The organism is Leifsonia lichenia, from assembly GCF_054780215.1.
The window spans coordinates 1-24,675 of the sequence record NZ_BAAGWT010000010.1 but is presented as its reverse complement, the minus strand read 5'-3'; the positions used below and the strand labels follow the sequence as shown (position 1 = coordinate 24,675).

Genomic DNA, 24,675 nt, shown 5'->3' with positions numbered 1-24,675 from the left:
CTACTCACCGTCCTTCCTGAGCTTGAGATGCGTGAACACGAGCAGCGGGGTCTGGTCGTAGGTCTGCGGGGGCGCATACGGGTCTTTCGCATCCGGCCAGCCGGTGAACTTCGCATCGTTGTAGAGACCCCAGAGGCCGCCGTAGTAGAGGCCGATCACGGGGAACTGGTCGTAGACGACGCGCTGCAACTCGTGGCTGAGCTGAAGCCGCGTGGATTCGTCCGTGGTGACCTTGTACTCCTGCAGCAGTTCGTCGGTCGCCGGATCGCTGTAGCGGCCGAAGTTGCTGGCGGTCGCCTTGCCCATCGGGGTGGCGAACTCGCTGGAGAGCAGCCCGTTGTATGCCTGGAAGATGATGCCGCCTCCCATGCCGCCCATCGCGACCTGGAAGTCGCCGTTCTGGATGGCCGCCTGATACCCGGGCGGCTGCGGCTGCTTGATCGACACGTCGATGCCGATGGCACCGAGCTCCTTGCGGACCTCCTGCACGGCGCGGAGCCAGTCGGAGTACCCGTTGGCCGTGGTGATGGAGAACGAGAACTGCTTGCCGTTCGCATCCACCAGCTTGTCGCCCTGCTTGGTGTACCCGGCAGCGGCGAACGCGTCGAGAGCTGCGGCGGTGTTCTGCGTGATGATGCCCTGATCCGGGATGCTCGGGTCGAGCTCGTCCTTCTGGTTGGGAAGCATGAGCCCGGTCTGACCGGCGGCGGTCATGTAGCCCTCGGTGGCCGCGTCGGCGATCTTGTCCTTGTCGAGCGCGAGCGAGATGCCGCGGCGCACATCCAGGTTGTCGAACGGCTTGACCGTGAGGTTGGGCATGAGGCTGATCACGCCGCCCGGCGGGAACCAGTACTTGTTGTTCTTGTTGGCGGAGACCCAGGTGCCCTGCACGTCGCTCATGAAGGCGTACGCCCAGTCGAAGCCCTTGGTGGCGATGTCGAGCTCGCTGGTGGCGGAGGGGAGCACCAGGTGCTTGACCTGCACCTTGTCGGCCTGCCAGTACGACTCGTTCTTGTCCATCGTGTACTGCTGCGAGGAGAAGTTGCCGAGCGTGTACGGGCCTGTGCCGACCGGGTCGGGGTCGCGCCAGGTGTCCGGGTTCTTGACGTCCTTCCAGATGTGCTGGGGGACGATGAGCGTCTGGGAGATGATGTCGGACGCGGGGGCGTCCGCCTCCTTGAGGTGCACGATCAGGTGGTCGCCCTTCACCTCGAGGGTCTTGATGTGCTGCCAGGCGCCCTTGAGGTCGAGCGTCGGGAACTTCTTGATGAGGTCGAGCGTGAATTTCACGTCCTGCACGGTGAACGGAGTGCCGTCCGACCAGGTGGCTCCGCTGCGAATGGTGTAGTCGATCGTCTGCGGGTCTGGAAGCTCGATCTTCGAGGCCAGCCAGGGGGTGCCCTTGCCGTCGAGCACGTTGATGACCACGAGCGGCTCGTAGATGTAGCTCGCCGCCGCTCGCTTGTTGACGAGGTACGGATTGAAGTTGCGCTCCATCATCGGAGTGCCTTTGTCTGCGGCGAGCAGCATCGTGTCCGCCGGGATCGACGGGTCCTGCTGGCTCTGGATCTTGATGCTGCAGCCCGAGAGGGCGAGAGCGGCCGCAGCCAGCGTCGCGAGCATCGCGAGTCCCCGGCGTCGGGTGCCGGTGTGTTTCGTGTGCGTCATTGCCACCATCCTTGCTTGGTACGCGGACCACTGTAAGCGCATACATTCACTTTTGCAAGATGACCCCCAAAATGGGGTCCCCCGGATGGAGGACAGACCGGTATAGTCGGGGTACGCCGTCGGCTTCCCGAAAAGCCGGCGGAGTCCTCTCGGCACCGTCGAGAGCGTTTACCCGCTTCGCCTGTCGACGCGGTGCATGGGGGAACGTGCTAGGGAAGCGTCTCCGTGACCCGTTCTTCGGGCGTGTATGTATGGAAAGTACCCGACTTCCATGTCCACTATCACTGACACACCTATGCCCGCACCCCTTCTGACCGTGGTCGACAACGTCGCCCCCGGCCGCTGGATCGCCATCTCATCGCTCGACGCCTCCCGCAGCGTCGGACTCGCGAGCGGCGCCACCGTCGAACGGCTCACCGCCGCTCTCTTCGGCGTCCTCCCGATCAGCGCTGCGACGGCCACCCCCCTCATCGGCTGGCTCGCCGACCCTGCAGACGACGCGAGCATCGACGCGTTCTACACGGTGCAGGGCACCGCGCGGGACGCCGAGCGCCGCATTTTCGACATGCTGAGCCTCACCGCCGTCCCCGACGACGCGTGGCACGCAGTGGATGCGGTGATCACCGTCGACGCGCCAGAAGACTTCGTCTTCTTCGTCTGCGTCGGCGGCCGCGAGCCGCACACCGTCGTCGACCTGCTCCGCGAGCGCGTCACGCTGGCCGCCTGAGGCGCGAGCCCCGAGCGCGTTCCGCTGGCCGCCTGAGGCGCGAGCCCCGAGCGCGTTCCGCTGGCCGCCTGAGGCGCGAGCCCCGAGCGCGTTCCGCTGGCCGCCTGAGCGCAGGAGTTTCGCCGAGCGCCGCGGCGCGTCCCTCCGTCCCGAAGGAGAAACCGGCGCGTCCGGGCGACTTCTCCTGCGGAAACGCGGGTGCGGCGGCGCGGGCGGGCCGGATTCTCCTGCGGAACGCGGGCTAGGCGGCGGCGGGGCGGGGGCTCATGGGGGACGGAGAATTGGGTTCGGTTTGGCCGGGTTCTCCTGTGGGACGGAGGATTGGGCGGCGTGTCGGGCGGGTTCTCCTGTGGGAGTCGAGCTGGCGGGGCTGGCGGGGCAGAGGTAGTGGGGCAGAGCCGGGCGGAGCGCGTGCGTCAGGCGGGCTCTGAACTCTCCCGCAGGTAGACCTCGACGGGGAGGCGCACGGAGCCCGCTGGGCGATCCGGGTCGGCCAGGCGCCGCACGAGCAGTTGGACCGCCGCGCGTCCGAGCAGTTCCATCGGCTGCTTCACCGTGGTGAGCCGCGGGGTGGAGAGGCGTCCGGCGTCGATGCCGTCGAAGCCGGTCACGATCAGGTCGCCTGGCACATCCACACCGCCGATCCGGGCGGCGTCGATCACGCCGAGAGCCATCTGGTCGTTGGCGCACACGACCGCACGCGGCAGCGTCCTTGTTGCGAGCAGTTCACGGCCCACCCTGCGGCCGCCGTCGCGGGTGAAGTCGCCCCTGTGCTCCGGCGTCTCCGGAACGGGGAGGCCGCGCTCGGCGAGAGCGGCGCGGAAACCGGCCCAGCGCTCTGCGTCGTCGGGGGAGTCCAGGCTTCCGGCGACGTATGCGAGGTCGCGCACGCCCAGATCGTCGACCAGGTGTCCGGCGAGGGCGCGCATCCCCTCGTCGTTGCTGACCGAGACGTGGTCGAGTTCGTCGCCGCCCCTGGCTCCCGCCATCACGACCACGGGGATGCGGCGGGCGAGCTGCGCGAGCTCGTCGTCGCTCGCACTCCCCGCCAGCACCACCAGGCCGTCGACGCGCCCGGCCATCTCCCGGACGGTCTCCGTCGACGTCGCCCCTCTGCCCACCCCGACGAGCAGGACGAAGCCGTTGCGCCAAGCCTCAAGCTCGCTGCCGCGCAGCACCTCGTCGAAGTACAGGTTCAACGGGCGCGTGTCCGCGGTTCCCCCGACGTCGCGGATGATCGTGGTGCGGCTGCCGGCCTCGTCCTGTGCGTTCAGTGGCACGTCGGAGATGTCGTCCATCGCGTCGAGGCCGGGGAAGAACAGTCCGAGCACGCCGGTCTTGCGGGCCGCGAGGCCGCGGGCGGCTCCGCTCGGCACGTAGCCGAGCGCATCCACCGACGCCTGCACACGCTCGCGCGTCGCCTCTTTGACGGTCTCCGGGCGGCTGAACACGCGGGAGACCGTCGCAATCGACACACCGGCGTGCGTCGCGACGTCGTAGACGGTCGGATTCCGGCCCATGTATGCGCTTCCTTCTTGCTTCGAGCACCCCCACTATACGCAGGCGCATCCGCACAGGCATCCGCGGACGCCGGGTTCGTGGGAGGCTGGCAGCATGGACGAAACGATCGAAGTAGTGGTGGTCCGCGTCTTCACGGACGACCGGGGCGCGAACGGCAACGAGCTGGGCATCGTGCGCAGCTCCACGGCGACGGCCGGGCGGGAGCAGGCGATCGCCTCGGCGCTCGGATTCAGCGAGACGGTGTTCCTCGACGCGCTCAGCGAAGACGGCGAACTCGGGCGCGTCGCGACCATCCGCATCTTCACCCCCGCGGCAGAGCTGCCGTTCGCAGGGCATCCCAGCGTCGGCACGGCGTGGTGGCTGGCGGAGCAGGGCACCCCGATCACGATGCTGCGTGAGAAGGCGGGCGTGGTCGATGTGACATACGGCTCGGAGGACGAGCCCACCTGGATCACGGCGGAGGCCGAATGGGCGCCGACGTTCCAGTGGCTGCCGCTCGAGTCTCCCGCCGACGTGGATGCGCTCGACCCGTACGCGTTCACCGAGGGCCAGCACTACGCATACGCCTGGATCGACGAGTCGGTCGCGCACCTGCGCTCCCGCATGTTCGCCCCGGCGATGGGCATCGTCGAGGATGAGGCGACGGGTGCCGCTGCGATCGCCCTGACCGCGCGACTCGGCCGCGACCTGCGGATCAGCCAGGGCGAGGGCTCCGAGCTGCTGACGTCCATCGAGGGCGACGAGCGCATCGGGGTCGGTGGCCGCACGGTGTACGACCGCACGATCAGCGCGACCCTGTGACGGCGGACGTGCGGATCGTCGAGCATCCCGTCGGCGAGCCTGGCGAAGGCCCGTACGGCGTCGCGGTCACCCGCGACGGCGGGGTGTGGTTCACCCTCGTGCACGGAGGACGCGTCGGCCGGTTGTCGCCGGACGGCACCGTGGCGTACCTGTCTCTCGGCGACGGCTCGCAGCCGTCGCTGCTCGCCGCCGCGACCGAGTCGACGGTGTGGGTGACGGACAGCACAGGCAACCGCCTCGTTCACCTCGGGCTGCGGGATGCGGTGATCGACCTGATCGGCGAGGTCGCCGTCCCGACGCCGGACGCACAGCCGTTCGGCGTCGTCGCGCTCGACGACGGCACCGCCTGGTTCACCGAGCTCGGCGCGGACGCGCTCGGCCGCATCGACATCCTCGGCAGGGTGGAGGAATACCCGGTCGGGCGCGCAGGTTCGTTCGTGTCCATGATCGCGACCACCGGCGACAGCCTCTGGTTCACCCTCAACGCGGCCGGACTCGTCGGACACGTGCGCGGAGGGGATGCGGCGATCGCGTTCACCGAGCTGCCGGGCGACCCGTCCGGCCCTGTCGGCATCGCTGTCGCAGCGGACGGCGGCGTGTGGGTGGCGCAGATCCTCGGCGACGCGCTCGCGCGCATCCACAGGGGCACGGTCTCCGAGGTGCCGCTGGTGTCAGGCGCGAAGCCGCACGCGGTCGCCGCCGACAGCGACGGCGGCGTCTGGGCGACCCTCTGGGGTGCGAACCAGCTCGCGCACGCGACCGCCGATGGCGACCTGACCTTGCACGACCTGCCGACGCCGGAGTCGGAGCCGCACGGCCTCGCTATCGCCGCCGACGGAACCGTCTGGGTCGCCCTCGAGTCTGGCGCCCTCGCCGAGGTCACGCCCGCCTGACCCCGCCCGCCTGACCCCGCCCGCCCGACCCGCCTGCCCGACCCGCCACAAACACGAGTGGTCCCGAATTGCCGTGCGCGCCGTTGGCGGCGCGGCAATTCGGGACCACTCGATGGATGCGCGGACTAGCCGGCGACGCCGACGAACTCCGCCGACTCGTCCGGGGTGGACGCGCCGTCTGCGAGGCTGGCGCGGAGGGCGGCGCCGAGCGTCGCATCCACGTTCGTCCAGTACTGGATGGCGCGCTCGCGGATCTCGGCGTTCTTCACGCCGCCGACCGCTCCGGTGATCGTCTCGAGGAAGCGCTCCTTGGCTGCGGCGTCGTAGACGTCGCGGTAGAGCGTTCCTGCCTGGCCGAAGTCGGAGTCCTCGGCGTGCAGGGTCGCCGCCGAGCGCACGAGGGCGCCGTCCGACTCCCACGAGCCCTCACCGGCGCGGGCGGCGTCAGCCACGGGTCCGCCCTTCGAGTTGGGAGCATAGACCGGGGCGGTGGCCGGCTTGAAGCCGTGACGGCCTGCGCCATCCTGCGAGTAGTTGTGAACCGGTGCGTTCGGCGCGTTGACCGGCAGCTCGTTGTAGTTGGTGCCGACACGGTATCGCTGGGCGTCCGGGTAGGAGAACACGCGCGCCATCAGCATCTTGTCCGGGCTGATGTCGATGCCGGGGACGGTGTTGGCCGGGGAGAACGCCGCCTGCTCGATCTGAGCGAAGAAGTTCTCCGGGTTCTTGTTCAGCGTGTGCACGCCGACCTCGATCAGCGGGTAGTCGCTGTGCGGCCACACCTTCGTGAGGTCGAACGGGTTGAAGCGGTACGTTTTCGCGTCCTCGTACGGCATGACCTGCACGGAGACCTTCCACGCGGGGAACTCGCCGCGCTCGATCGCCTCGTAGAGGTCGCGACGGTAGTAGTCGGCGTCGGCGCCTGCGATGGCCTCCGCCTCCGCGCCGTGCATCTCCTCGTTGCCCTGGGTGGCGTGGAAGTGGTACTTCACCCAGAACTTCTCTCCGGCCGCGTTGATCCACTGGTAGGTGTGCGAACCGTAGCCGGGCATGTGCCGCCACGAGCGCGGGATGCCGCGGTCGCCCATCAGGTAGGTGACCTGGTGTGCGGACTCCGGGGAGAGGGTCCAGAAGTCCCACTGCATGTCCGCGTCCCGCAGGCCGGAGCCCGGCAGGCGCTTCTGCGAGTGGATGAAGTCGGGGAACTTGATGCCGTCGCGGATGAAGAACACCGGGGTGTTGTTCCCGACGATGTCGTAGTTGCCCTCGGAGGTGTAGAACTTCACCGAGAAGCCGCGGACGTCGCGCCAGGTGTCAGGGGAGCCCTGCTCTCCCGCGACCGACGAGAACCGCTGCAGCGTCTCGGTGGTGGTGCCGGGCTGGAACACCGCGGCCTTCGTGTACTGCGAGACGTCGCCGGTCACGACGAACGTGCCGAAGGCGCCGCCGCCCTTGGCGTGGACGATCCGCTCCGGGATGCGCTCGCGGTTGAACTGCGCGAGCTTCTCCACCAGGTAGCGGTCGTGCAGTGCGGTGACGCCGTTCTCTCCTGCGGTCAGCGAGTGGGCGTCGCTGCCGACCGGGGTACCGGTCTGGGTGGTCGTGTAGTTCTCCGACATTCAGTCTCCTTCGTCACTCGACGCGCGACGGGGCTTTCGCCGCGCGCTCCTGGCAGGACGGGCACAGCCCCCAGAACGTCACCTCGGCCGTGTTCACCGAGAAGCCGGACGCGTCCGACGGGGTGATGCACGGCGCGTGGCCGACGACGCAGTCCACGTCCGCCACGGCGCCGCACGACGTGCAGACGACGTGATGGTGGTTGTCGCCGATGCGTCGCTCGTAGAGCGCGGGGGAGCCTGCCGGCTCGATGCGCCGCACGAGGCCTGCGCCGGTCAGATCGCCCAGGACGTTGTGCACGTTCTGGATCGAGGTGCCCGGCAGGGCGTCGATCACACTGCGGAAGACCGCGTCGGCGTTCGCGTGGGGATGCGTGGCAAGGGTCTCGAGCACCGCGATGCGGCCCGCCGTGACCCTGAGCCCTGCGGCGCGCAGTGCGCCATCGAGCTGTGCCGTGTCCATGGGGACGAGCCTAGCCTGTTTTGAATGATTCAAAAAATGCAGGCAATCAGTGCCGCACGTTGCGCGACTGCAGCCTGGTCTCCTCCAGGTCGAGCATCGACTCCGCCTCCTCCAGGATGCGGGAGGGGTATGCGCCGCGCGTGCGTTCCTCCAGCAGGCGGTCGCGCTCCGCGTTGACCACCGCCAGGCGCAGCGTGCGGTAGAGCTGGTGCGGCCTGCTGTCGGCCGGCACGTCGTTGAGCAGGATGCGCTCCCAGGCGGACTCGGCCCGCAGATACGACGACTGGCGCACCCGCTCGACCACCTCGGGGTCGACAGGGTCCGAGACGCCGGCCGCGCCCTCCGGGTCGTCGAGCACGGCGAGGCCGTCGTTGCTGAGGTCGTCGAGGAGGCGGGCGAGCTGCTGCCTGTCCGACCTGGTGTCGATGCCCTCGATCTTGAGCACGCGGATCAGCCAGGGCAGCGTTCCGCCCTGCACCACGAGGCTGACCACGGCGACCGTGAACGCGATCAGGATGAGCTGCGGACGGTACGGGATGCTGCCGTCGTCCGGCAGGGACTGGGCCGCCGCGAGCGTGACGACCCCGCGCATCCCCGACCAGCCGAGGACGACGCCGCCTCGCCAGTCGATGTCCTCGTGCCGGAGCTGTTCCAGGTCGGCGCGGCGCCGCGCATACCGGACCTCGAGCCGTTGCTTGCGGAACGCTTCGCGTCTGGTGCGAACCGGATGGTCTCGGAAGTAGCTGATCATCAGCCACTCCCGGAAGGTGGCGTTCTCCGCCAGCCGCGCGCGTTGTCGGAGGGCGAGCACGAGGGGACCGATGAGGACGAACCGGATGATGACGAGGGCGAGCGTGGCCAGCAGGCCGATTCCGACCGCATCCCAGACGCTGAGGATCTCCGGGTGCTCGACGTCGGCGACGAGCGTGCGGATCTCCAGGCCGATCAGGAGGAAGACGCCGTTCTCGAGCAGGAACTGGATGGTGCGCCAGTTGATGCGGTCGGTGATCCTTGCCTGCGCCGTGAAGTGCTTCGGCGCGGCGTGCCCGGTGTAGAGCCCCGCGATCACGACGGCAAGGACGCCGGAGCCGTGCGCCGCCTCTGTCGGCATGAACGCGGCGAACGGCACGGCGATCGACAGGGCCGTGTCGAGGACGGGGTCGTTCAGCTTCGAGCGGACCCAGACCGAGACGATGCCGGCCGCCAGTCCGATCCCGAGGGCGATCACAACGGCGTAGAAGAAGTCGAACACGCCCGCCCACGGCGTCGCCAGCGCTCCGACAGCGGCCGCGATGGCTGTGCGCAGCAGCACCAGGGCTGTCGCGTCGTTGACCAGGCCCTCGCCCTCCAGCACGGTCAGAAGGCGCGGAGGGAGGCCTAGCTTGCGGCCGATCGAGGTCGCGGCCACCGCATCCGGAGGGCTGATGATCGCGCCGAGAGCGACGGCCGCCGCGAGGTTGAGGTCCGGCAGGATCATGTACAGCAGGAAACCGGACGCGAACGCGGTGATGATCACGAGGATGACCGAGAGGCCGGCGATCGGCGCGAGGTTGCGGCGGAAATCGGTGAGCGGAACGCTGATGGCTGCCGCGTAGAGGATGGGCGGCAGGAGGCCGTCGAGGATGATCTCGTGCGGCACCTCGATCTCCGGGACGCCCGGAAGATAGGAGAGCCCCACCCCCACGAGCACCAGGATGATCGGGGCTGCGACGCCGAGCTTTCTCGAGAACGCGGCCACGGCGACGATCACTGAGATGGCGATCACCGCGTAAAAACCGAGTTCCATATATCCAATCCTAGAGGGCTACGTGCTGATGCGCGGTCGTGGGATGTCGCTCGGCGACGGCATCAGTGGGCGCGGAGTCCGTCCATCGCGATGGCGATCACGCGGTCGCGCTGCTCGTCGTCGTCGAACGCCACGCTGGCGATGCCCGAGATCATGCGGACCACATCCTGGATCTCCGCGTCCTCGCGCATCTCGCCGGCGGCCTTCGCCCTGTCGAGCAGGGGCTCGCCGGCGTCGTAGAGCGACGTGCGGCAGGTGAGGAGCACGGGGGAGTCTTTGTTGAGGCCGTCGACCAGGGCCTTCTTGGTGCCGATGTAGCTGACGAAGCGGCGCACCCAGGTCTCGAAACCGGCCCACGGTTCGAGGGACAGCGCTGCGTCGGCCGCCTTGACCACCGCATCCACTTCGTCGACATAGACCGCCTCGACGAGAGCGTCGCGGGTGGGGAAGTTGCGGTAGAGCGTGCCGATCCCCACTCCCGCGCGGCGGGCGATGTCCTCCAGGGATGCACTGGTGCCGTTGGTGGCGAACGCCTCCCGTGCCGCGCCGAGCAGCGCGTCGAAGTTGCGTCTCGCGTCTGCCCGCTGCGGGCGGGTCGAGACGGCGGTCGGGGCGGTGCTGGCCAATTTCTCCTCCGGAAGGGGTTGCAAAGTGGAGGCACCCTCCGCTACTGTATTGAAAGCGGAGGCAACCTCCGATCGGAGCCAGCCTCCATTCTAGCCGAATTCTGCATCGGCCACACCCCTCGAGAACGGAAGAACTCAATGTCTCGAACCCGCCCAGGCCTCACCTTCGCCGTCCTGGCGTTGAGCGCAGGCTCCTTCGCCACTCTGCAATCCCTCGTCGTCCCCGTCCTTCCCGTCATCCAGACCGACCTCGGCACCACGACAGCCGGTGTCACCTGGACCATGACCGCGTGGCTCATCTCCGCCGCCGTCGCCACGCCGCTGCTCGGCCGTGTCGGCGACATGGTCGGCAAGCGCCGCATCCTGGTGCTCGCCCTCCTTGCCGTCGCACTGGGCAGCGTCGTCGCCGCCGTCGCGCCGACCATCGGCGTCCTGATCGGCGCCCGCATCATCCAGGGACTCGGCGGAGCCATGTTCCCGCTCGCGTTCGGCATCATCCGCGACGAGTTCCCCGCGCACCGCCTGCCGTCCGCGATCGGCGCCATCGCATCCATCATCGCCATCGGCAGCGGACTCGGCACAGTCCTCGCCGGGCCGCTCGCCGACGTGCTCAGCTGGCGAGGACTGTTCCTCGTGCCCGCCGTGTTCACGGTCGCCGGAGCGGTGCTCGCGCTGCTCGTCATCCCCGAATCCCCGACGCGCGCCGTCGGCGGGGTCAACCCATGGTCGGCCGTGCTTCTCTCCGGCTGGCTCGTCGCCCTCCTGCTCCCGCTCAGCACGGGCGCGCAGTGGGGCTGGGGGTCGCCCGTCGTCGTCTGCCTGTTCGCGGCCGCGGCGCTGCTGCTCGCCGCCTGGATCGTCGTGGAACTGCGCTCCCGCACTCCGCTGGTCGACATGCGGCTGATGCGCGAGCCGGGCGTGTGGTCGATGAACGCGGCGGCGGTGTTCGTCGGAGCGTCGATGTTCGCTGTGTTCGCGTTCTTCCCTCGCTTCGTGCAGACGCCGGTCTCCACCGGGTACGGGCTGGGCGCATCGGTCGCCGAATCCGGGATGCTGATGCTCCCCATGCTCGTCACGATGGCCGTCACCGGGTTCCTCAGCGGACCGCTCGCCCGCTGGGTGAGCTTCCGCACCCAGATCGTGCTCGCCGCGGCGCTGATGGCGCTCGCCGCGATCTCGCTCGGGCTGCTGCACGGCACCCTCGCGGAGGTGGCCACCGCATCCGGAGTGTTCGGAATCGGCCTCGGCCTGGTCTACGCAGCCATCACCAGCGTGGTGGTGCAGAGCGTTCCAGCCACGCAGACCGGCGTGGCCAGCGGGATGAACGCCAACCTCCGCACGGTCGGCTCGGCGATCGGGGCGGCCGTGATGACGGCGCTCGTCACCGGTTCCACCGCTGCGGACGGGCTGCCGACCGAGGCGGGCTACAGCGAGGGCTTCGTGGTGGCCGGGCTACTGTCGGCCGGAGCGCTCGTGGTGACCGTGGCGGCGATGGTGCTGATGCGCGCTCCGCGCGCGGCGGCCGCGCCTGAGCCTGCGGCTGCGGCCGAGCCTGCGGTCGCGCCCGCGCCTGTGCCCGCGCCTGCGGCTGCGCTCGCCCTCGCGGCCGAGCCCGAGCCCGCCCCCGCCCCCGACCTCGCCCCCGTCGCCTGACCGACGCCATCGAGCCCGCAGTTTTTCAACTTTAGAACGCGTTTTGCGGTGAATAACTGCGGGCTCGATTGCGTCGGAGGCGCGGTGCGACACTGGATGCGGTGAGAGAAGGGGGCCAGGATGGGGATCTTCGGCCGCGGGCGTCGGTCGCGCAGGGCGCACATGCGCCCATTCGACGGCAGCGCGCTGGACTCCCCGAAGCCGACGACGCTCGCGCACGCCCTCGAAGAAGGACTGCTGATCGCGGACTACGCCGTGCGCATGGCGGTGCGCAACCGGATGATGACCGAACTGCTCACCACAGACAGCGCGTTCGACGCCGCCCACTTCGCCGAGGTCGCGGCTGCGGCCGTGCTGCGGCTGGCCGACGAGGCGGACGCGTCCGAGGCTCGCATCGTGCGCGAGCAGGCCTGGGCAGAAGTGCAGGACGGCCGCGCTGAGCACACCCACGACTACCGCACCGCCGACACCCTCAACCTCCGCCGGCGGGAGGCCCTCGCCAGGGCGACGGCGGCAGCCCTCCGTGAGCGCGCGACCGACGCCGACTATCTCGCCGGAATCGTCGAGGAGTCCCGGCTGGATGCGTGGCGGGAGCTGTCGGGCGTGGTGGAGGAGACCGTCCGCATCCAGTCGGTGGGAGGGGACGACCCTGGCAAGCCGCAACGACTGGATGCGCTCCGTCGCGACCTCGCGTCCCTCCGCCGCGCCCGCACTGTGCGCAAGCGGCGCCGGTGACACCCTGCCGGAGAATGGACGCATGACCTTCCACGCCTCCGACCGGCTCGTGCCGGTGACGGTGAACCGGATCGAGATCGAGGCTCACGTTCCGTTCGAGACGCTGCGGCGCACGTTCGAGGCGGAGGTGCCGCTGGTCGATGCAGCCCGGTTCGAGCAACTCGTGGCAGACGGTGCGGAGTGGAAGCGATTCGCGCAGGAGGCGGAGGGCGACGGCATCCACCGGTTCGTCGCGTTCTGGCGGCACTACCCGACGCCGATCATGCGGATCGGTGGGGCGGACATCCCGAGCGCGAGCTATCTGATCGGCGACTACGTGACTGCGTCCAGAGTGTTTCGGCACGATCCGGCAGCGATGCTCTACACGCCGACCAGGATCGAGCTGCACGCGGGCCGAAACGGGGGCACCATCCTCACCGTCGACCAGCCGAGCTCGCAGCTCGTCAGCCTCGGGAACAACAAGATCACCCAGGCGGGCTACGAACTCGACCGGATGCTCGGCGACCTGCTCGAAGAGCTCGGCTTGCCGCGTCCCGCCGCGCTGCGGCGGTAACGGCGCACGAGGCGCGCCACCGCGAGATACCAGTAACTGCGCCGAAACTGCGCGATTCAGCCGCAGTTACTGGTATCTCTCGCCGTTACCGCACCCCCGCATCCACCGGGTGCCCCTGCACCACCGGCACCAGCCGCTGCAACTGCGTCACGTGCTTCGGGCTCAGTTCGTCCAGGCTCGCGACCTCCAGCAGCTGCATTGTGCGCACGATCTGGTCGCGCAGGATCTCGATCGTGCGGTCGACGCCGGCGCGGCCTCCCGCCATCAGGCCGTAGAGGTACGCGCGCCCGATCAGCGTGAATTTCGCGCCGAGAGCGTACGCGGCCACGATGTCTGCGCCGTTCATGATGCCGGTGTCGATCGCGATCTCGGTGTCGGCGCCGACCTCGCGCACCACCTGGGGGAGCAGATGGAACGGGATGGGGGCGCGATCGAGCTGGCGTCCGCCGTGGTTGGAGAGGACGATGCCGTCGACGCCGAGGTCGACCAGGCGGCGGGAGTCCTCGACGTTCTGGACGCCCTTCACCACGATTTTGCCGGGGAACAGGTCGCGGATGATCGCCAGGTCGTCGAAGCTGATCGACGGGTCCATCGCCGCGTTGAGGAGATCGCCGACCGTGCCGCCTGTCGCGGAGAGCGACGCGAACTCGAGCTTCGGGGTGGTGAGGAAGTCGTACCACCACCACGGGCGAGGGATCGCGTTCACGATCGTGCCGAGGGTGAGCTGCGGCGGGATGGAGAAGCCGTTGCGCTTGTCGCGGAGCCTGGCTCCGGCGACGGGGGTGTCGACGGTGAAGAACAGGGTGTCGAAGCCGTTGGCCGCGGCGCGGCGGACCAGCTCGTATGAGATCTCGCGGTCGCGCATCACGTAGAGCTGGAACCAGTTGCGGCCGGCGGGGTTGGCGGCTTTCACATCCTCGATGGAGGTGGTCCCCAGCGTCGACAGCGTGAACGGGATGCCCGCCGCGGCCGCCGCCCCTGCCCCGGCCGTCTCGCCCTCCGTCTGCATCAGCCGCGTGAACCCGGTCGGCGCGATCCCGAACGGCAGCGCCGACGGACCGCCCCAGATCGAACACGAGGTGTCCACGGTGGACACGTCGCGGAGGATCGACGGGTGGAACTCGATGTCCTCGAACGCCTGCCTCGCGCGCGCCAGCGAGAGCTCGCCCTCTGCAGCGCCCTCGGTGTAGTCGAACGCGGCTTTCGGGGTGCGGCGCTTGGCGATCCTGCGCAGATCGTCGATGGTGAGCGCGCCCTGGAGTCTGCGCTTCTTGGCGTCGAGCTCCGGCTTCTTGAACTTCATGAGCTCGAGGAGCTCGGCGGGCTTGGGAACCTGGCGAGTGACCATACTGTGCTGCCTAACGCGTCTCGTGGTGGATGGTGGACGCCGCGGGGGAGGCGTCCCGGTAGTAACCGCTGATGTGGTCGTGGACGAGGGTCTGCGATCCCGCCGGGTCGCCGGCGCCGATCGCGGTGAGGATTCCTCGGTGCTCCTGCCGCAGCCGGTCCGCCATCGCCGGCCAGTCCGGGATGCGTTCCGCTCCGCCGATCACATAGCTCTCGATGGAGCTGCGCAGCCCGGCCATCATCGCCGCGACCACCGTGTTGCCTGAGGCTTCGGCCAGCGCGAGATGGAAGCGGGCGTCGAGCGCCAGGAACTCCTGCGGGGTGAGGCTCTGGACGTCCATCGCGTCGAGGAGCTGAGCCGCCTCTGCGAGGTCGACGTCGTCCGGCCGCTCGGCCAGGTCGACGGCAACGGAGGTCTCCAGCAGCAGACGGGTGCGCACCACGTCGGCGACGGGGAACCCGCTGGCCGCGACCTGCAGTCGCATGAGGGCCTGCATCCCGCCGACCGGCCTGGCGACGATGATCGCGCCGGAGCTCGGTCCTGACCCGGTCTGCGTGCGGACGAGCCCCATTGCTTCGAGAACGCGGATCGCCTCGCGAACACTCGACCGGGCGACGCCGAGGTCGGCCGCGAGCGCACGCTCGGGCGGGAGGTGGTCGCCGAGCCGCAGGTCGCCGTCGACGAGGCGGCCCTCGATCGACGCGAGCACGCCCTCCCAGGCGCGGGGTTCGGTCGTCATCTCACTCCCTCGTGTGGGTCTGCCATGTGGTCAGACCATGTGGTCAGTCCACAGTAACGTGCGCGCGCCACCCTGTCCAGGACGCGCGGCGAACGGATGGTCCCACGGTCTGATGCCCGTGGGACCGCCGCGCGATCCGCCGGCGCCACTGCCGCCCGTAGCGTCGAAGCATGAGCAACAGCCCGACCGCATCCACCCCGGCAGCCGACAGCACGCCACCGCCCCAGGAACCCACGAAGACCCGACGCAGGAGGAAGGGGTGGAAGGTCACCCTGCTGTCCCTCGGCGGGATTCTCGCCGTCGTGGTGGTCGGGCTGATCGGCACCACGACCGTCAACGCCATCGCCAGCGCCTCCGAGGCGAACGACATCGAACGGTACGGCCGCCTGGTCGACGTCGACGGCAAGAAGATGAACGTGGATGTGCAGGGCAGCGGCGACCAGACGGTCGTGCTCCTGCCCGGCTTCGGCACCGCATCCCCTGTGCTCGACTTCGCCCCGCTGGTCGCCGAGCTGAAGCCGCACTACCGCGTGGTCGTGGTCGAGCCGTTCGGCTACGGCCTGAGCGACGAGACCGACAAGGCGCGGACCAGCGCGAACATCGCCAGCGAGGTGCACGAGGCGCTGCAGCGGCTGTCGATCGACAGGTACGTGCTGATGGGGCACTCCATCGCCGGCATCTACGGCCTGGAGTACGTGAACAGCTACCGCGACGAAGTCACGGCGTTCGTCGGCATCGACAGCAGCGTGCCCACCCAGCCGGGGATGGACCAGGAGTTCCCGATCGACGCGCTGCGCACGGCGAAGTCCCTCGGCCTGATCAGAGTGCTCGCCGCGGCGCCGGGCGATCCGTACGACGGTCTCCCGTTCACCGACGACCAGAAGAGGCAGATGGGCATCCTGTCGCTGCGCAACGGCTTCACGGCGACATACGCGAACGAGATGGAGCACTTCGCCGCCAACTTCCGGGATGCGCAGAAGCTGTCGTTCCCCAAGGACCTGCCGCTCCTGCTGTTCGTCCAGGACGACAACACCGACGTGCCGGGCTGGCTGGCGCTGCACGAGGAGCAGGCGGCCGCCTCAGACCGGAGTGAGCTCGTGCGGCTGAAGGCAGGGCACTACCTCCACCACACGAAGTCTGCGGAGATCGCGGCGACGACCGAGGCGTTCCTGGCCGCGGGATAGCGCCGTTGGTGGCAGGATGCTTGCGATAGTGCATCGCACCGCCACGCATCCATCGCCGCAGATCCCATCGCAACCGGAGGCCACCGTGACCGACAGCATCCACCGGGTCGCCGTGCTCGTGCTCGACGGCGCGAAACCGCTCGACGTCGGCATCCCGGCGCAGGTGTTCTCGCACCGGCCGAGTATGCCGTACGAGGTGCGGGTCTGCGGCGCGGCGCCCGGGCTCGTCACCGGGGGCGACGGGCTGTCCTACCACGTGGCCGACGGGCTCGCCGCCCTCGACGATGCGGACACCGTGTTCGTGCCCGGCTACCGGGAGCCGGCGACCACCGAGCCGCCTGCTGCGGTGGTCGCCGCACTGCGGGCCGTCCACCAGCGCGGCGCGCGGCTCGCCGCCATCTCCACCGGGGCGTTCGCGCTCGCCGCAGCGGGACTGCTCGACGGGAAGAGGGCGACGACGCACTGGCACTACACCAGGGCGCTCGCCCGGCGGCATCCGCTGGTGCGGGTGGACGAGAACGTGCTGTTCGTCGACGAGGGCGACGTGCTGACCTCGGCGGGCGCCGCATCCGGGATCGATCTGTGCCTGCACCTGGTGCGCCGCGACCACGGCGTCGCGCTCTCCAACCGCGTCGCCAGGCGGCTGGTCGCGGCGCCGTACCGCAGCGGGGGACAGGCGCAGTACGTTCCGCGCAGCGTGCCGGAGCCGCTGGGCGACCTGTTCGCCGGAACGCGCGCGTGGGCGCTCGAGCACCTCGCGGAGCCGCTCACCCTGGAGCAGTTGGCGCGCAACGCGAACGTCTCAGCGAGGACGTTCTCGCGGCGCTTCGTCGAGGACACCGGCTACACGCCGATGCAGTGGGTGCTGCGTGCCCGCGTCGACCTGGCGCGCGAGCTGCTGGAACGCAGCGACCTCGGTGTCGAGCAGATCGCCGCCCGGGTGGGCCTGGGCAGCGGGGCGAACCTGCGGCTGCACTTCCAGCGCATCCTGGGCACGTCGCCGACCGAGTACCGGCACACGTTCTCGGCCTGACACCGGCCACCTGGATGCGGGTGGATGCGGGTGGATGCGGAGGGAGCGCGTGGCGCGATCCTTGCGACCGCTGGCATTCAACGCGGCGAGATCCTTGCGCACCGTGTCGTGCACGCCACTGTTCCGCGCGCCGCGGCGCTCGCAGCATGGGATGCGGAACGAAAGGAATCCCACTCCCATGACCCGCATCGCCATCAACGGTTTCGGCCGCATCGGACGCAACACGCTCCGCGCTCTCCTGGAGCGGGGAAGCGACCTCGAAGTCGTCGCCGTCAACGACCTCACCGCCCCGGAGACGCTCGCCCACCTGCTGAAGTACGACAGCACCCTCGGACGTCTCGGCCGCGCGGTCGAGGTGGACGGGACCGACCTCGTGGTCGACGGCCGCCGCATCCGGGTGCTGGCGGAGCGCGAGCCGGCCGACCTGCCATGGGCGGAGCTCGGGGTGGACATCGTGCTCGAATCAACCGGCCGCTTCACCTCGGCGGACGCCGCCCGAGCGCACCTCCGCGCCGGTGCGAAGCGCGTCCTGGTCAGCGCCCCCTCCGACGGCGCGGACGTCACCCTGGCGTACGGCGTGAACACCGACGCGTACGACCCGGAGACCCACCTCATCGTCTCGAACGCCTCGTGCACGACCAACGCCCTCGCGCCTCTGGCCTCGGTGCTGGACGACCTGGCCGGGATCGAGCACGGCTTCATGACCACGGTGCACGCGTACACCCAGGAGCAGAACCTGCAGGACGGTCCGCACCGCGACCTCCGCCGAGCACGCGCCGCCGGCGTCAACATCGTGCCGACCACCACCGGCGCAGCCAAGGCGATCGGCCTGGTGCTTCCGAACCTCGACGGCAAGCTCTCCGGCGACTCCATCCGCGTGCCGGTGCCTGTCGGCTCGATCGTCGAGCTGAACACGACGGTGTCGCGCGAGGTCACGCTCGACGAGGTGCTCTCCGCATACCGGGACGCGGCGGCTGGTCCGCTGAACGGCGTGCTGGAGTACGCGGACGAGCCGCTGGTGTCCTCCGACATCGCCGGCCAGCCCGCATCCTCGATCTTCGACGCCGCACTGACCAGGGTGAGCGGGAAGCACGTCAAGGTCGTGGCCTGGTACGACAACGAGTGGGGCTTCTCGAACCGCGTCGTCGACACGCTGGAGCTGCTCGCATCCTGAGGTCGGGCAGCGCCCACACCGTCCGCGCGCGAAGGAGGACCGCAGCCGGCGTCCGATACGACGCGGGATGCGGCCCTCCTTCGTGATGGCAGTTCCGCTGCGGTGGGCAGTCACTCCGCTCCGCCGAGCGCCGCGACCTCACGCACGGCCGCAGCGACCGCCGCGTGATCCTTCCGCAGGATCGCGCCGTGGTTGCTCGGCACCTTCGCGCTGATCGCGATGTGCGGGTTGCGCGCGACCACAGCGTCGAGTCCGGCGCGGATGACCTCCTGCTCGTCGCCGCGACTGCCGAGCGAGGTTCCGGAGGCCACGACGTGCCTGGTCGGCACCACGATGCCGTCCAGCACAGGGCCGAGCTCGCTCGTGCTGCCGAGCCTGCCGAGCTCGATGTTGCTCTCCGCCTGCTGAGCTGCGCTCATCCGCGGCGTGAGCCCGGTGGGACGCAGCAGCGGAGTGAACCAGCCCATTCGGCGGAACAGCGTGCGGATGCGGTCCTCCATAGCGGCGTCCAGCCAGTCGTACGGCTGGGCGCCGTCGACCAGCACGGCCCCGATCGTGCGGGCCGGGTTGCGGTTGGCCCAGTGCGCAGCGACGTACGCACCGTACGACCAGCCGACCACGAGCGCACGGTCGACGCCGCGTGCAGCGAGCACCGCATCCACATCCCGTACGGCGGCCTCGAAGGAGTAGTCGGCGGAGGTGCCGGATTTCCTGCCGCGCGCCCGCTCGTCGTAGGTGATGTGCCGCCAGGCCGGTCCGAGGTCGGCGATCACCCTGCGCCAGTATCCCTGGGTGGCGAACTGGCCGTTGAGGTAGACGACGGGGGTTCCGGAGCCGCCGGTGTCGGTGACCGCGAGGGCTGTGTCGTCGACCGGCACCATGCCGGTCCAGGGCGCGCTGGTCGAGGTGGCGCTGCTCTTCGTCATGATCTTCTCCTGGTTCTGCTGGGCGGTGGTGGGCTTCGTCGGTGAGGTGCGCGCCGGTCAGACGGTGTGCGCGTCGATGTCGCCGGATGCGGTGGTCGCGCGGATCTGCAGCACGGGAGCGCCGCCGCTGTTCGCGATGGTGTTGCTGATGCGGCCGAACGGCGTCCCCGCGTCGAGTCCGGCCGTGACGCCGGAGGGAACGCCGACCGACACGTTGCCGAGCTGCGTGCTGACGACCACGTCGCCTCGGTGGGCCTCCGCGATCCGCACGTCGCCCCTGGCGGTGGTGATCTCGCCTGGGCCCGTGAGGCGGCCGATGACGACATCGCCGTCGAGAGCGCTGATGCGGACGGCCGTCGCCTCGTCGAGCTTGATCGGGCCGAACGATCCGTCGACGGCCACGTCGCCGAGGCTGCCGGCTCCGCGCAGCTCCGCGCTGCCGTTCGCCCGGATGTTCGACCCGGCCGGAAGCTGCACCGTCACCTCGACGGAGCCGCTGGGGCCGAAGGCCGCGTGCCTCTCCGGCGTCGCGACGCGGAGGACGCCGTCGGCGAAATCGATCGTGGTGCGGTCGGCGGCTGCGACGTCGCGGGCCGTGGATGCGTCGACGGGGTTGACCTCGATGCGGGTGTCCGCACGGTCGGCTGCGATGAACCGCAGGTGGCCGGCAGGGACGTCGATGACGGTGGTGACGGGGGTCGGGGTGTCGAAGGTCTGCATTGTGCTCAACTCCTGTGCTCGTTGGTGCCGGTGAATGTTTCTGATAGTGGAAACGCTACGTTGCGTTCAGTGATTTGGGAACAACAAGATTGCGTTATAAGAGTAAAAACGCAGACCAAAAGCTATAAATCGTTGCACTGATCCAGAATCTAACGCAATTGCGCGAGGTGGATGCGTTGCACTGACGTGTCGCTGAACGCTACGCTCGTCCCATCGCGAGAGAGAGAGGCGACCCGATGCCAGCAGGCAGGCTCACCCGGCAGGAACGCCATCAGATCGCGCTCGGCCTCGCCGACGACCTCGCATACGCCGAGATCGCCCGCCGCCTCGACCGCCCGACGTCGACGGTCACCCGCGAGGTCATGCGCAACGGCGGGCCAGGCGGATACCGCGCCGACCTCGCCCAGAGGGCGACGGAGCAGCGCGCGCACCAGCGTCGCGCGACGGCGCCAGGCGCGCGACGCGACGAACGGTCGGACGGGCGCGACGCACCGGCCGTGCGCGAGTACGAGGAGACGTTCACCACGCTCTTCATGCAGTCTGGACTGCCGCGCGTGGCGGCCGGCATCCTCACCAGTCTGTACACGACGGACGCCGGAAGCCTCACCGCGGCCGAGCTGGTCAGACGGCTCGAGGTGAGCCCCGCATCCATCTCGAAGGCCATCGCGCTGCTGGAGAGCCAAGGATTGGTCATCCGGGAGCGTGGCGACGGACGCAGGGAGCGCTACATCGCCGACGCCGACGTCTGGTACCAGTCGATGATCGCCGCCGCCAGATCGAACGCTCAGATCGCCGCGACGGCGCGCGACGGCGTGCGCCTGCTCGGCCCGGACAGCCCGGCCGGGGTGCGCCTCGAGAACATGGCTCGCTTCATGGACTTCGTCGGCGAGAGCATCGCCCGCGCAGCCGAGCAGGCTCGTGGGCTGCTCGGCACGGGACGAGAGGTGGATGCGCCGCGGGAGCGGTGACGGGCGGCGCTAGCGGAAGACCCCTGCGGGCGACGGCGCGGGTCGCTCCGGGTTCTCGTCAGGCGAAGAGCGCCCGGAATCGTTCGATGTCGGATGCGGTCAGCCCGAGGCCGTCCTTCGCGTACCGCTCGATCGTGCCGAACTGTTCGTCGAGTTGGTCGAAGGCGGCGTGCAGGTAGTTCTCGCGGACCCCGAGCACCGGCAGGAGAACGTCTCTGTCGACACCGGCAGCCTCTGCTCGCTGGAGCACCGGTTCGAGCGCTGGCAGCAGGTCGGTGTTGGTCTGCAGGTAGTCCTCGTAGACGGCCGTCTCGTCCACTCCGAGCAGCGTGAGGATGGACGCCGCTGCCCACCCCGTGCGGTCCTTGCCGGTGGTGCAGTGGAAGAGGGCGGTTCCCTCCCGGCTCTCGTCGAGGATGCCCAGGAACAGCGCGCGATACGACGCGAGCGCGGACGGCAGCCGGACGATGTCGCGATACGTCTCCTCGAACAGCCGCTCAGCCTTGCCGTCGCCGAGCGTCGCGGCGAACGCCTGCGGGTCTGCGGAGAGGTCGCCCAAGCGTGCAGCGACGCTCAGTGAGCTGTCGGCGAGCACATCCAGTTCGACGCTGCGCGTCCCCTCCGGCAGCCGGTCGGGAGAGGCGGCGACTTCGTCGACGGTGCGCAGGTCGTACACCGTCTCGATGCCGAGCCCGGCGAACTGCGGGATGTCGGCGTCGCTCAGCGAGGAGAGGGTGGCGGAGCGATAGACGACGCCTCGCCGGAGCTGACCGCTCGCGGCGGGAAGCCCCCCGAGGTCGCGCAGGTTCGGTGCGGTCGGGATCGAGACCTTCCTGCCGTACTGGTCGCTCATTCGTCGCCTCTCTCGAACATCGTGGATGCGGGTGCGGGTGCGTTTCCGACGATCATGGCAGGTACGGCGCGTCGCGACACGGGCCGGATGTCGGTGGTTCCGCATAAAATCGAGGTATCGCCAAAAAAGTTTGAAAACACTACATGTAGTGGAATGACAATCGTGTCATTCGGGTTATATAGTGGGTGAACACCGCAAGACGCGGAGCACAACGAGACTTCTAGGGGAGGCCATCATGGACTACGAAAGCGACAGTGTTGGCGGCTACTCGGTTCCCGTCGACCCCATGGACCTGCTGCAGTGCGATAGCTGCCAGTAGGCAGTAGCACCAGCACGAGAACCCCGGTGGCTTCGGCCGCCGGGGTTCTTCTTTGCCTCCGCTCGCTCCCGTCCGCCGCAATCGAGCACAGGGTTTTTCACCCTATTGCGCGCTCTAAAGGTGAGAAACCCTGGGCTCGAGCGCTCGGGCGCATCCGTAGAATGGGCGGGTGGCAGTGAACCCAGAGTTGCAGGGGCGGACGTTCGCCCCGACCAGTCCTTATCTCGTCGGGCGGGAGAAGATCCGCGAATTCGCGCGGGCCGTCCTCGCCACCAACCCGATCAGCTTCGACGTCGAGGCTGCGCAGGCGGCCGGACACGCCGACCTGGTGGCGCCGCCGACGTTCCCGGTGGTCGTTCAGGAGCAGACACTCGCACAACTGCTGGCCGAACCGGATGCGGGCATCGACTTCACCCGCGTGGTGCACGGCGACCAGCGGTTCAGCTACACGCGTCCCGTCGTCGCGGGCGACGAGCTCACCGCGACCCTCACCGTCACCAGCGTCAAGTCTCTCGGCGCGCACGCGATGGTCACGGCGGAGTCCGTCATCGTCGGCGCGGACGGCGAGCATGTCGTCACCGCCGTGTCCACCCTGGTCGTTCGAGGAGACGAGTGATGCCCGAGTTCGACACCCTCGCCGTCGGTGACGTCGTCGCCGAGCAGGGCTACCACCTCACGCGCGACACCCTCGTGCGCTACGCCGGAGCATCCGGCGACTTCAACCCCATCCACTACCGCGACGACATCGCGACGGCTGTCGGCCTCCCCGGCGTCATCGCCCACGGGATGCTCACGATGGGTCTCGCCGTGCAGCCGGTCGTCGACTGGGCAGGCGACCCCGCACGCGTCGCCGACTACCAGGTGCGCTTCACCCGCCCGGTGGTCGTCGACCCGGCAGAGGGTGCGGACGTGTCCGTCGTCGCCAAGGTCGGCCAGGTGGATGCGGACGCTCGTGCCGCCCGCATCGACCTCACGGTGACTTTCGCCGACGCGACGGTGCTCGGCAAGGCGCAGGTCCGCGTCACGTTCGCCTGATGGCCGACGACACCCCGCAGAACCCAGCCCCGGCGGCCGCTTCCAACCCGGCGCACACGCCAGCGCCGCAGACCTCGCAAACGCCAGCGCTGCAGACTTCGCACACGCCTGCGCTGTCGACGCTGACCACGATGCAGGTCGGCGGTGTGCCAGAGCGCCTGCTCGAACCGTTCACGCGCGACGACCTGGTCGCGGCCGCACGCGGCGTGTGGGACGAGGGAGGCGAGTGGGCGCTCCTCGGCGGGGGCTCGAACACCGTCGCGAGCGACGACGGGTTCGATGGCACGATCATCCATGTGGTCACGCGCGGCATCGAACGCCTCGACGCGCCGGCCGGACGCATCCGGTTGCGGGTGCAGGCGGGCGAGCCGTGGGATGCGCTCGTCGCCCACACCGTGCGCAACGGCTGGTCCGGCATCGAGGCGCTGTCGGGCATCCCCGGATCGACCGGCGCTGCACCGGTGCAGAACATCGGTGCGTACGGGCAAGAGCTGGAGTCGGCGCTGCTCGGCATCGAGTTCCTCGACGCCGGAGCGGGGGAGCTGCGCAGCATGTCGCGCGCCGACCTGCGCCTCGGCTACCGCACCTCCGTGCTCAAGCAGGGGATGCGGGGTGTCGTGCTGTCCGTCGACCTCGAGCTCGTGGACGGCAACCAGCCTGGCGGCCTCGGAGCGCCGCTCAGCGCACCCATCGCGTACGCGCAGCTCGCCGACACGCTGGGCGTCGCGCTCGGCTCCCGGGTGCCTGTCGCCGAACTGCGTCGCGCGGTCATCGGTCTGCGCGCGTCGAAGGGGATGGTGCTCGACCCCGACGACCAGGACTCCGTGAGCGCCGGCTCGTTCTTCACCAACCCGATCGTCTCCGAGAACTTCGCCCGCTCGCTTCCCGCCACGGCGCCGCGGTGGTCGGTGACTCCACCGGAACCCGATCGTGTGCTCGGCCTGGAGGCCGGTGGCGTGTGGCCGGGCGACATCCCGAGCCTGGCGGGGGGCCCGTACTCGGTGAAGCTCAGCGCCGCCTGGCTGATCGAGCAGTCCGGCATCCGCCGCGGCTTCTCCCTGCCGGGTTCCGGCGCGGCGATCTCGGACAAGCACACGCTCGCGATCACGAACCGCGGAGGGGCGACCGCGGCCGACGTCACGCAGCTCGCCTCGTACGTTCAGGCCCGCGTGCAGTCCGAGTTCGGCGTCATCCTCCACCCGGAACCCGTGCTGCTCGGCATCACTCTCTGACCCGTTTCGGCAGGAGATTCTGCGCGACACGCCTGCGCCGTCTCCGTACGAACGGAGAACAGCCGCGAATCTGGCGAAATCTCCTGCCGAACGCGCCGCCCG

24 protein-coding genes are annotated in these 24,675 nt (G+C 69.4%); 13 read left to right on the top strand and 11 right to left on the bottom strand.

Annotated features, from left to right (window positions below; translation table 11 throughout):
• A complete protein-coding gene (locus ACYVGI_RS17365; RefSeq protein ID WP_460633841.1) occupies positions 1–1,668 on the bottom strand; it encodes an ABC transporter substrate-binding protein in 1,668 nt (555 codons plus the stop codon).
• A gap of 295 nt (positions 1,669–1,963) precedes the next feature.
• Between ACYVGI_RS17365 and ACYVGI_RS17360 the strand changes: the two genes are divergently transcribed.
• The gene (locus ACYVGI_RS17360; protein ID WP_460633840.1) at positions 1,964–2,395 is read left to right on the top strand and encodes a hypothetical protein; all 432 of its coding nucleotides are present in this window, start codon (positions 1,964–1,966) and stop codon (positions 2,393–2,395) included.
• 416 nt (positions 2,396–2,811) lie between these two features.
• Here the strand turns inward: ACYVGI_RS17360 and ACYVGI_RS17355 are convergent, their stop codons facing one another.
• The gene (locus ACYVGI_RS17355; protein WP_460633839.1) at positions 2,812–3,915 is read right to left on the bottom strand and encodes a LacI family DNA-binding transcriptional regulator; all 1,104 of its coding nucleotides are present in this window, start codon (positions 3,913–3,915) and stop codon (positions 2,812–2,814) included.
• Between the two features lie 94 nt (positions 3,916–4,009).
• Between ACYVGI_RS17355 and ACYVGI_RS17350 the strand changes: the two genes are divergently transcribed.
• Both ACYVGI_RS17350 and ACYVGI_RS17345 read left to right on the top strand, forming a co-directional pair.
• Positions 4,010–4,717, top strand: a complete 708-nt coding sequence (locus ACYVGI_RS17350) for a PhzF family phenazine biosynthesis protein (protein ID WP_460633838.1) — start codon at positions 4,010–4,012, stop codon at positions 4,715–4,717.
• Positions 4,714–5,610, top strand: a complete 897-nt coding sequence (locus ACYVGI_RS17345) for a Vgb family protein (protein WP_460633837.1) — start codon at positions 4,714–4,716, stop codon at positions 5,608–5,610. The genes ACYVGI_RS17350 and ACYVGI_RS17345 overlap by 4 nt, the downstream gene beginning before the upstream one ends.
• 125 nt (positions 5,611–5,735) lie before the next feature.
• On the opposite strand, the gene ACYVGI_RS17340 is transcribed toward ACYVGI_RS17345, so the two are convergent.
• From ACYVGI_RS17340 to ACYVGI_RS17325, 4 genes are all read right to left on the bottom strand, one after another.
• The gene (locus tag ACYVGI_RS17340) at positions 5,736–7,229 is read right to left on the bottom strand and encodes a catalase (RefSeq protein WP_460633836.1); all 1,494 of its coding nucleotides are present in this window, start codon (positions 7,227–7,229) and stop codon (positions 5,736–5,738) included.
• A 13-nt stretch (positions 7,230–7,242) separates the two neighbouring features.
• On the bottom strand, positions 7,243–7,689 hold the full coding sequence (locus ACYVGI_RS17335; protein WP_460633835.1) for a Fur family transcriptional regulator: 447 nt from the start codon (positions 7,687–7,689) through the stop codon (positions 7,243–7,245).
• A gap of 46 nt (positions 7,690–7,735) precedes the next feature.
• A complete protein-coding gene (locus tag ACYVGI_RS17330; protein WP_460633834.1) occupies positions 7,736–9,475 on the bottom strand; it encodes a cation:proton antiporter in 1,740 nt (579 codons plus the stop codon).
• Positions 9,476–9,537: 62 nt separating this feature from the next.
• The gene (locus ACYVGI_RS17325; protein ID WP_460633833.1) at positions 9,538–10,101 is read right to left on the bottom strand and encodes a TetR/AcrR family transcriptional regulator; all 564 of its coding nucleotides are present in this window, start codon (positions 10,099–10,101) and stop codon (positions 9,538–9,540) included.
• A 138-nt stretch (positions 10,102–10,239) separates the two neighbouring features.
• On the opposite strand from ACYVGI_RS17325, the gene ACYVGI_RS17320 reads away from it, so the two are divergent.
• The 3 genes from ACYVGI_RS17320 (at position 10,240) to ACYVGI_RS17310 (ending at position 13,042) form a co-directional block, all read left to right on the top strand.
• The gene (locus tag ACYVGI_RS17320; RefSeq protein WP_460633832.1) at positions 10,240–11,754 is read left to right on the top strand and encodes an MFS transporter; all 1,515 of its coding nucleotides are present in this window, start codon (positions 10,240–10,242) and stop codon (positions 11,752–11,754) included.
• Between the two features lie 162 nt (positions 11,755–11,916).
• A complete protein-coding gene (locus tag ACYVGI_RS17315) occupies positions 11,917–12,489 on the top strand; it encodes a hypothetical protein (RefSeq protein WP_460633831.1) in 573 nt (190 codons plus the stop codon).
• Between the two features lie 22 nt (positions 12,490–12,511).
• Positions 12,512–13,042, top strand: coding sequence for a hypothetical protein (locus ACYVGI_RS17310; protein ID WP_460633830.1), 531 nt, complete (start codon positions 12,512–12,514; stop codon positions 13,040–13,042).
• An 85-nt stretch (positions 13,043–13,127) separates the two neighbouring features.
• Here the strand turns inward: ACYVGI_RS17310 and ACYVGI_RS17305 are convergent, their stop codons facing one another.
• Positions 13,128–14,390: an alpha-hydroxy acid oxidase gene (locus ACYVGI_RS17305; RefSeq protein WP_460633829.1), complete on the bottom strand. Its 1,263-nt coding sequence runs from the start codon at positions 14,388–14,390 to the stop codon at positions 13,128–13,130.
• A 10-nt stretch (positions 14,391–14,400) separates the two neighbouring features.
• Entirely contained in the window at positions 14,401–15,129 is a 729-nt protein-coding gene (locus ACYVGI_RS17300) for a FadR/GntR family transcriptional regulator (protein ID WP_460633828.1), read from the bottom strand.
• 170 nt (positions 15,130–15,299) lie between these two features.
• On the opposite strand from ACYVGI_RS17300, the gene ACYVGI_RS17295 reads away from it, so the two are divergent.
• The 3 genes from ACYVGI_RS17295 (at position 15,300) to gap (ending at position 18,520) form a co-directional block, all read left to right on the top strand.
• Positions 15,300–16,313 carry an alpha/beta fold hydrolase gene (locus ACYVGI_RS17295; protein WP_460633827.1) on the top strand — a complete coding sequence of 338 codons (1,014 nt, stop codon included), beginning with the start codon at positions 15,300–15,302 and terminating at the stop codon, positions 16,311–16,313.
• 97 nt (positions 16,314–16,410) lie between these two features.
• Positions 16,411–17,346 (top strand): GlxA family transcriptional regulator, encoded by a 936-nt coding sequence (locus tag ACYVGI_RS17290; protein ID WP_460634155.1) that lies wholly within the window; start codon positions 16,411–16,413, stop codon positions 17,344–17,346.
• Positions 17,347–17,524: 178 nt separating this feature from the next.
• A complete protein-coding gene (gap, locus tag ACYVGI_RS17285) occupies positions 17,525–18,520 on the top strand; it encodes a type I glyceraldehyde-3-phosphate dehydrogenase (protein WP_460633826.1) in 996 nt (331 codons plus the stop codon).
• A 110-nt stretch (positions 18,521–18,630) separates the two neighbouring features.
• On the opposite strand, the gene ACYVGI_RS17280 is transcribed toward gap, so the two are convergent.
• Positions 18,631–19,446: an alpha/beta fold hydrolase gene (locus ACYVGI_RS17280; RefSeq protein WP_460633825.1), complete on the bottom strand. Its 816-nt coding sequence runs from the start codon at positions 19,444–19,446 to the stop codon at positions 18,631–18,633.
• A gap of 57 nt (positions 19,447–19,503) precedes the next feature.
• Positions 19,504–20,166: a DUF4097 family beta strand repeat-containing protein gene (locus ACYVGI_RS17275; RefSeq protein ID WP_460634154.1), complete on the bottom strand. Its 663-nt coding sequence runs from the start codon at positions 20,164–20,166 to the stop codon at positions 19,504–19,506.
• Between the two features lie 236 nt (positions 20,167–20,402).
• On the opposite strand from ACYVGI_RS17275, the gene ACYVGI_RS17270 reads away from it, so the two are divergent.
• A complete protein-coding gene (locus tag ACYVGI_RS17270) occupies positions 20,403–21,134 on the top strand; it encodes a MarR family transcriptional regulator (protein ID WP_460633824.1) in 732 nt (243 codons plus the stop codon).
• Between the two features lie 58 nt (positions 21,135–21,192).
• Here ACYVGI_RS17270 and ACYVGI_RS17265 read toward each other — a convergent pair whose 3' ends face one another.
• Positions 21,193–21,987: a tyrosine-protein phosphatase gene (locus ACYVGI_RS17265; RefSeq protein WP_460633823.1), complete on the bottom strand. Its 795-nt coding sequence runs from the start codon at positions 21,985–21,987 to the stop codon at positions 21,193–21,195.
• Positions 21,988–22,475: 488 nt separating this feature from the next.
• Here ACYVGI_RS17265 and ACYVGI_RS17260 point away from each other — a divergent pair, with 488 nt between their 5' ends.
• From ACYVGI_RS17260 to ACYVGI_RS17250, 3 genes are read left to right on the top strand one after another with little or no spacing between them, the layout of a single operon-like run.
• Positions 22,476–22,922: an FAS1-like dehydratase domain-containing protein gene (locus tag ACYVGI_RS17260; protein ID WP_460633822.1), complete on the top strand. Its 447-nt coding sequence runs from the start codon at positions 22,476–22,478 to the stop codon at positions 22,920–22,922.
• Positions 22,922–23,341 (top strand): MaoC family dehydratase, encoded by a 420-nt coding sequence (locus ACYVGI_RS17255; RefSeq protein WP_460633821.1) that lies wholly within the window; start codon positions 22,922–22,924, stop codon positions 23,339–23,341. Before ACYVGI_RS17260 ends, ACYVGI_RS17255 begins: the two co-directional genes overlap by 1 nt.
• Complete coding sequence (locus ACYVGI_RS17250) at positions 23,341–24,573, top strand: UDP-N-acetylmuramate dehydrogenase (protein ID WP_460633820.1); 1,233 nt, start codon at positions 23,341–23,343, stop codon at positions 24,571–24,573. The genes ACYVGI_RS17255 and ACYVGI_RS17250 overlap by 1 nt, the downstream gene beginning before the upstream one ends.
• The last annotated feature ends 102 nt before the right edge of the window (positions 24,574–24,675 follow it).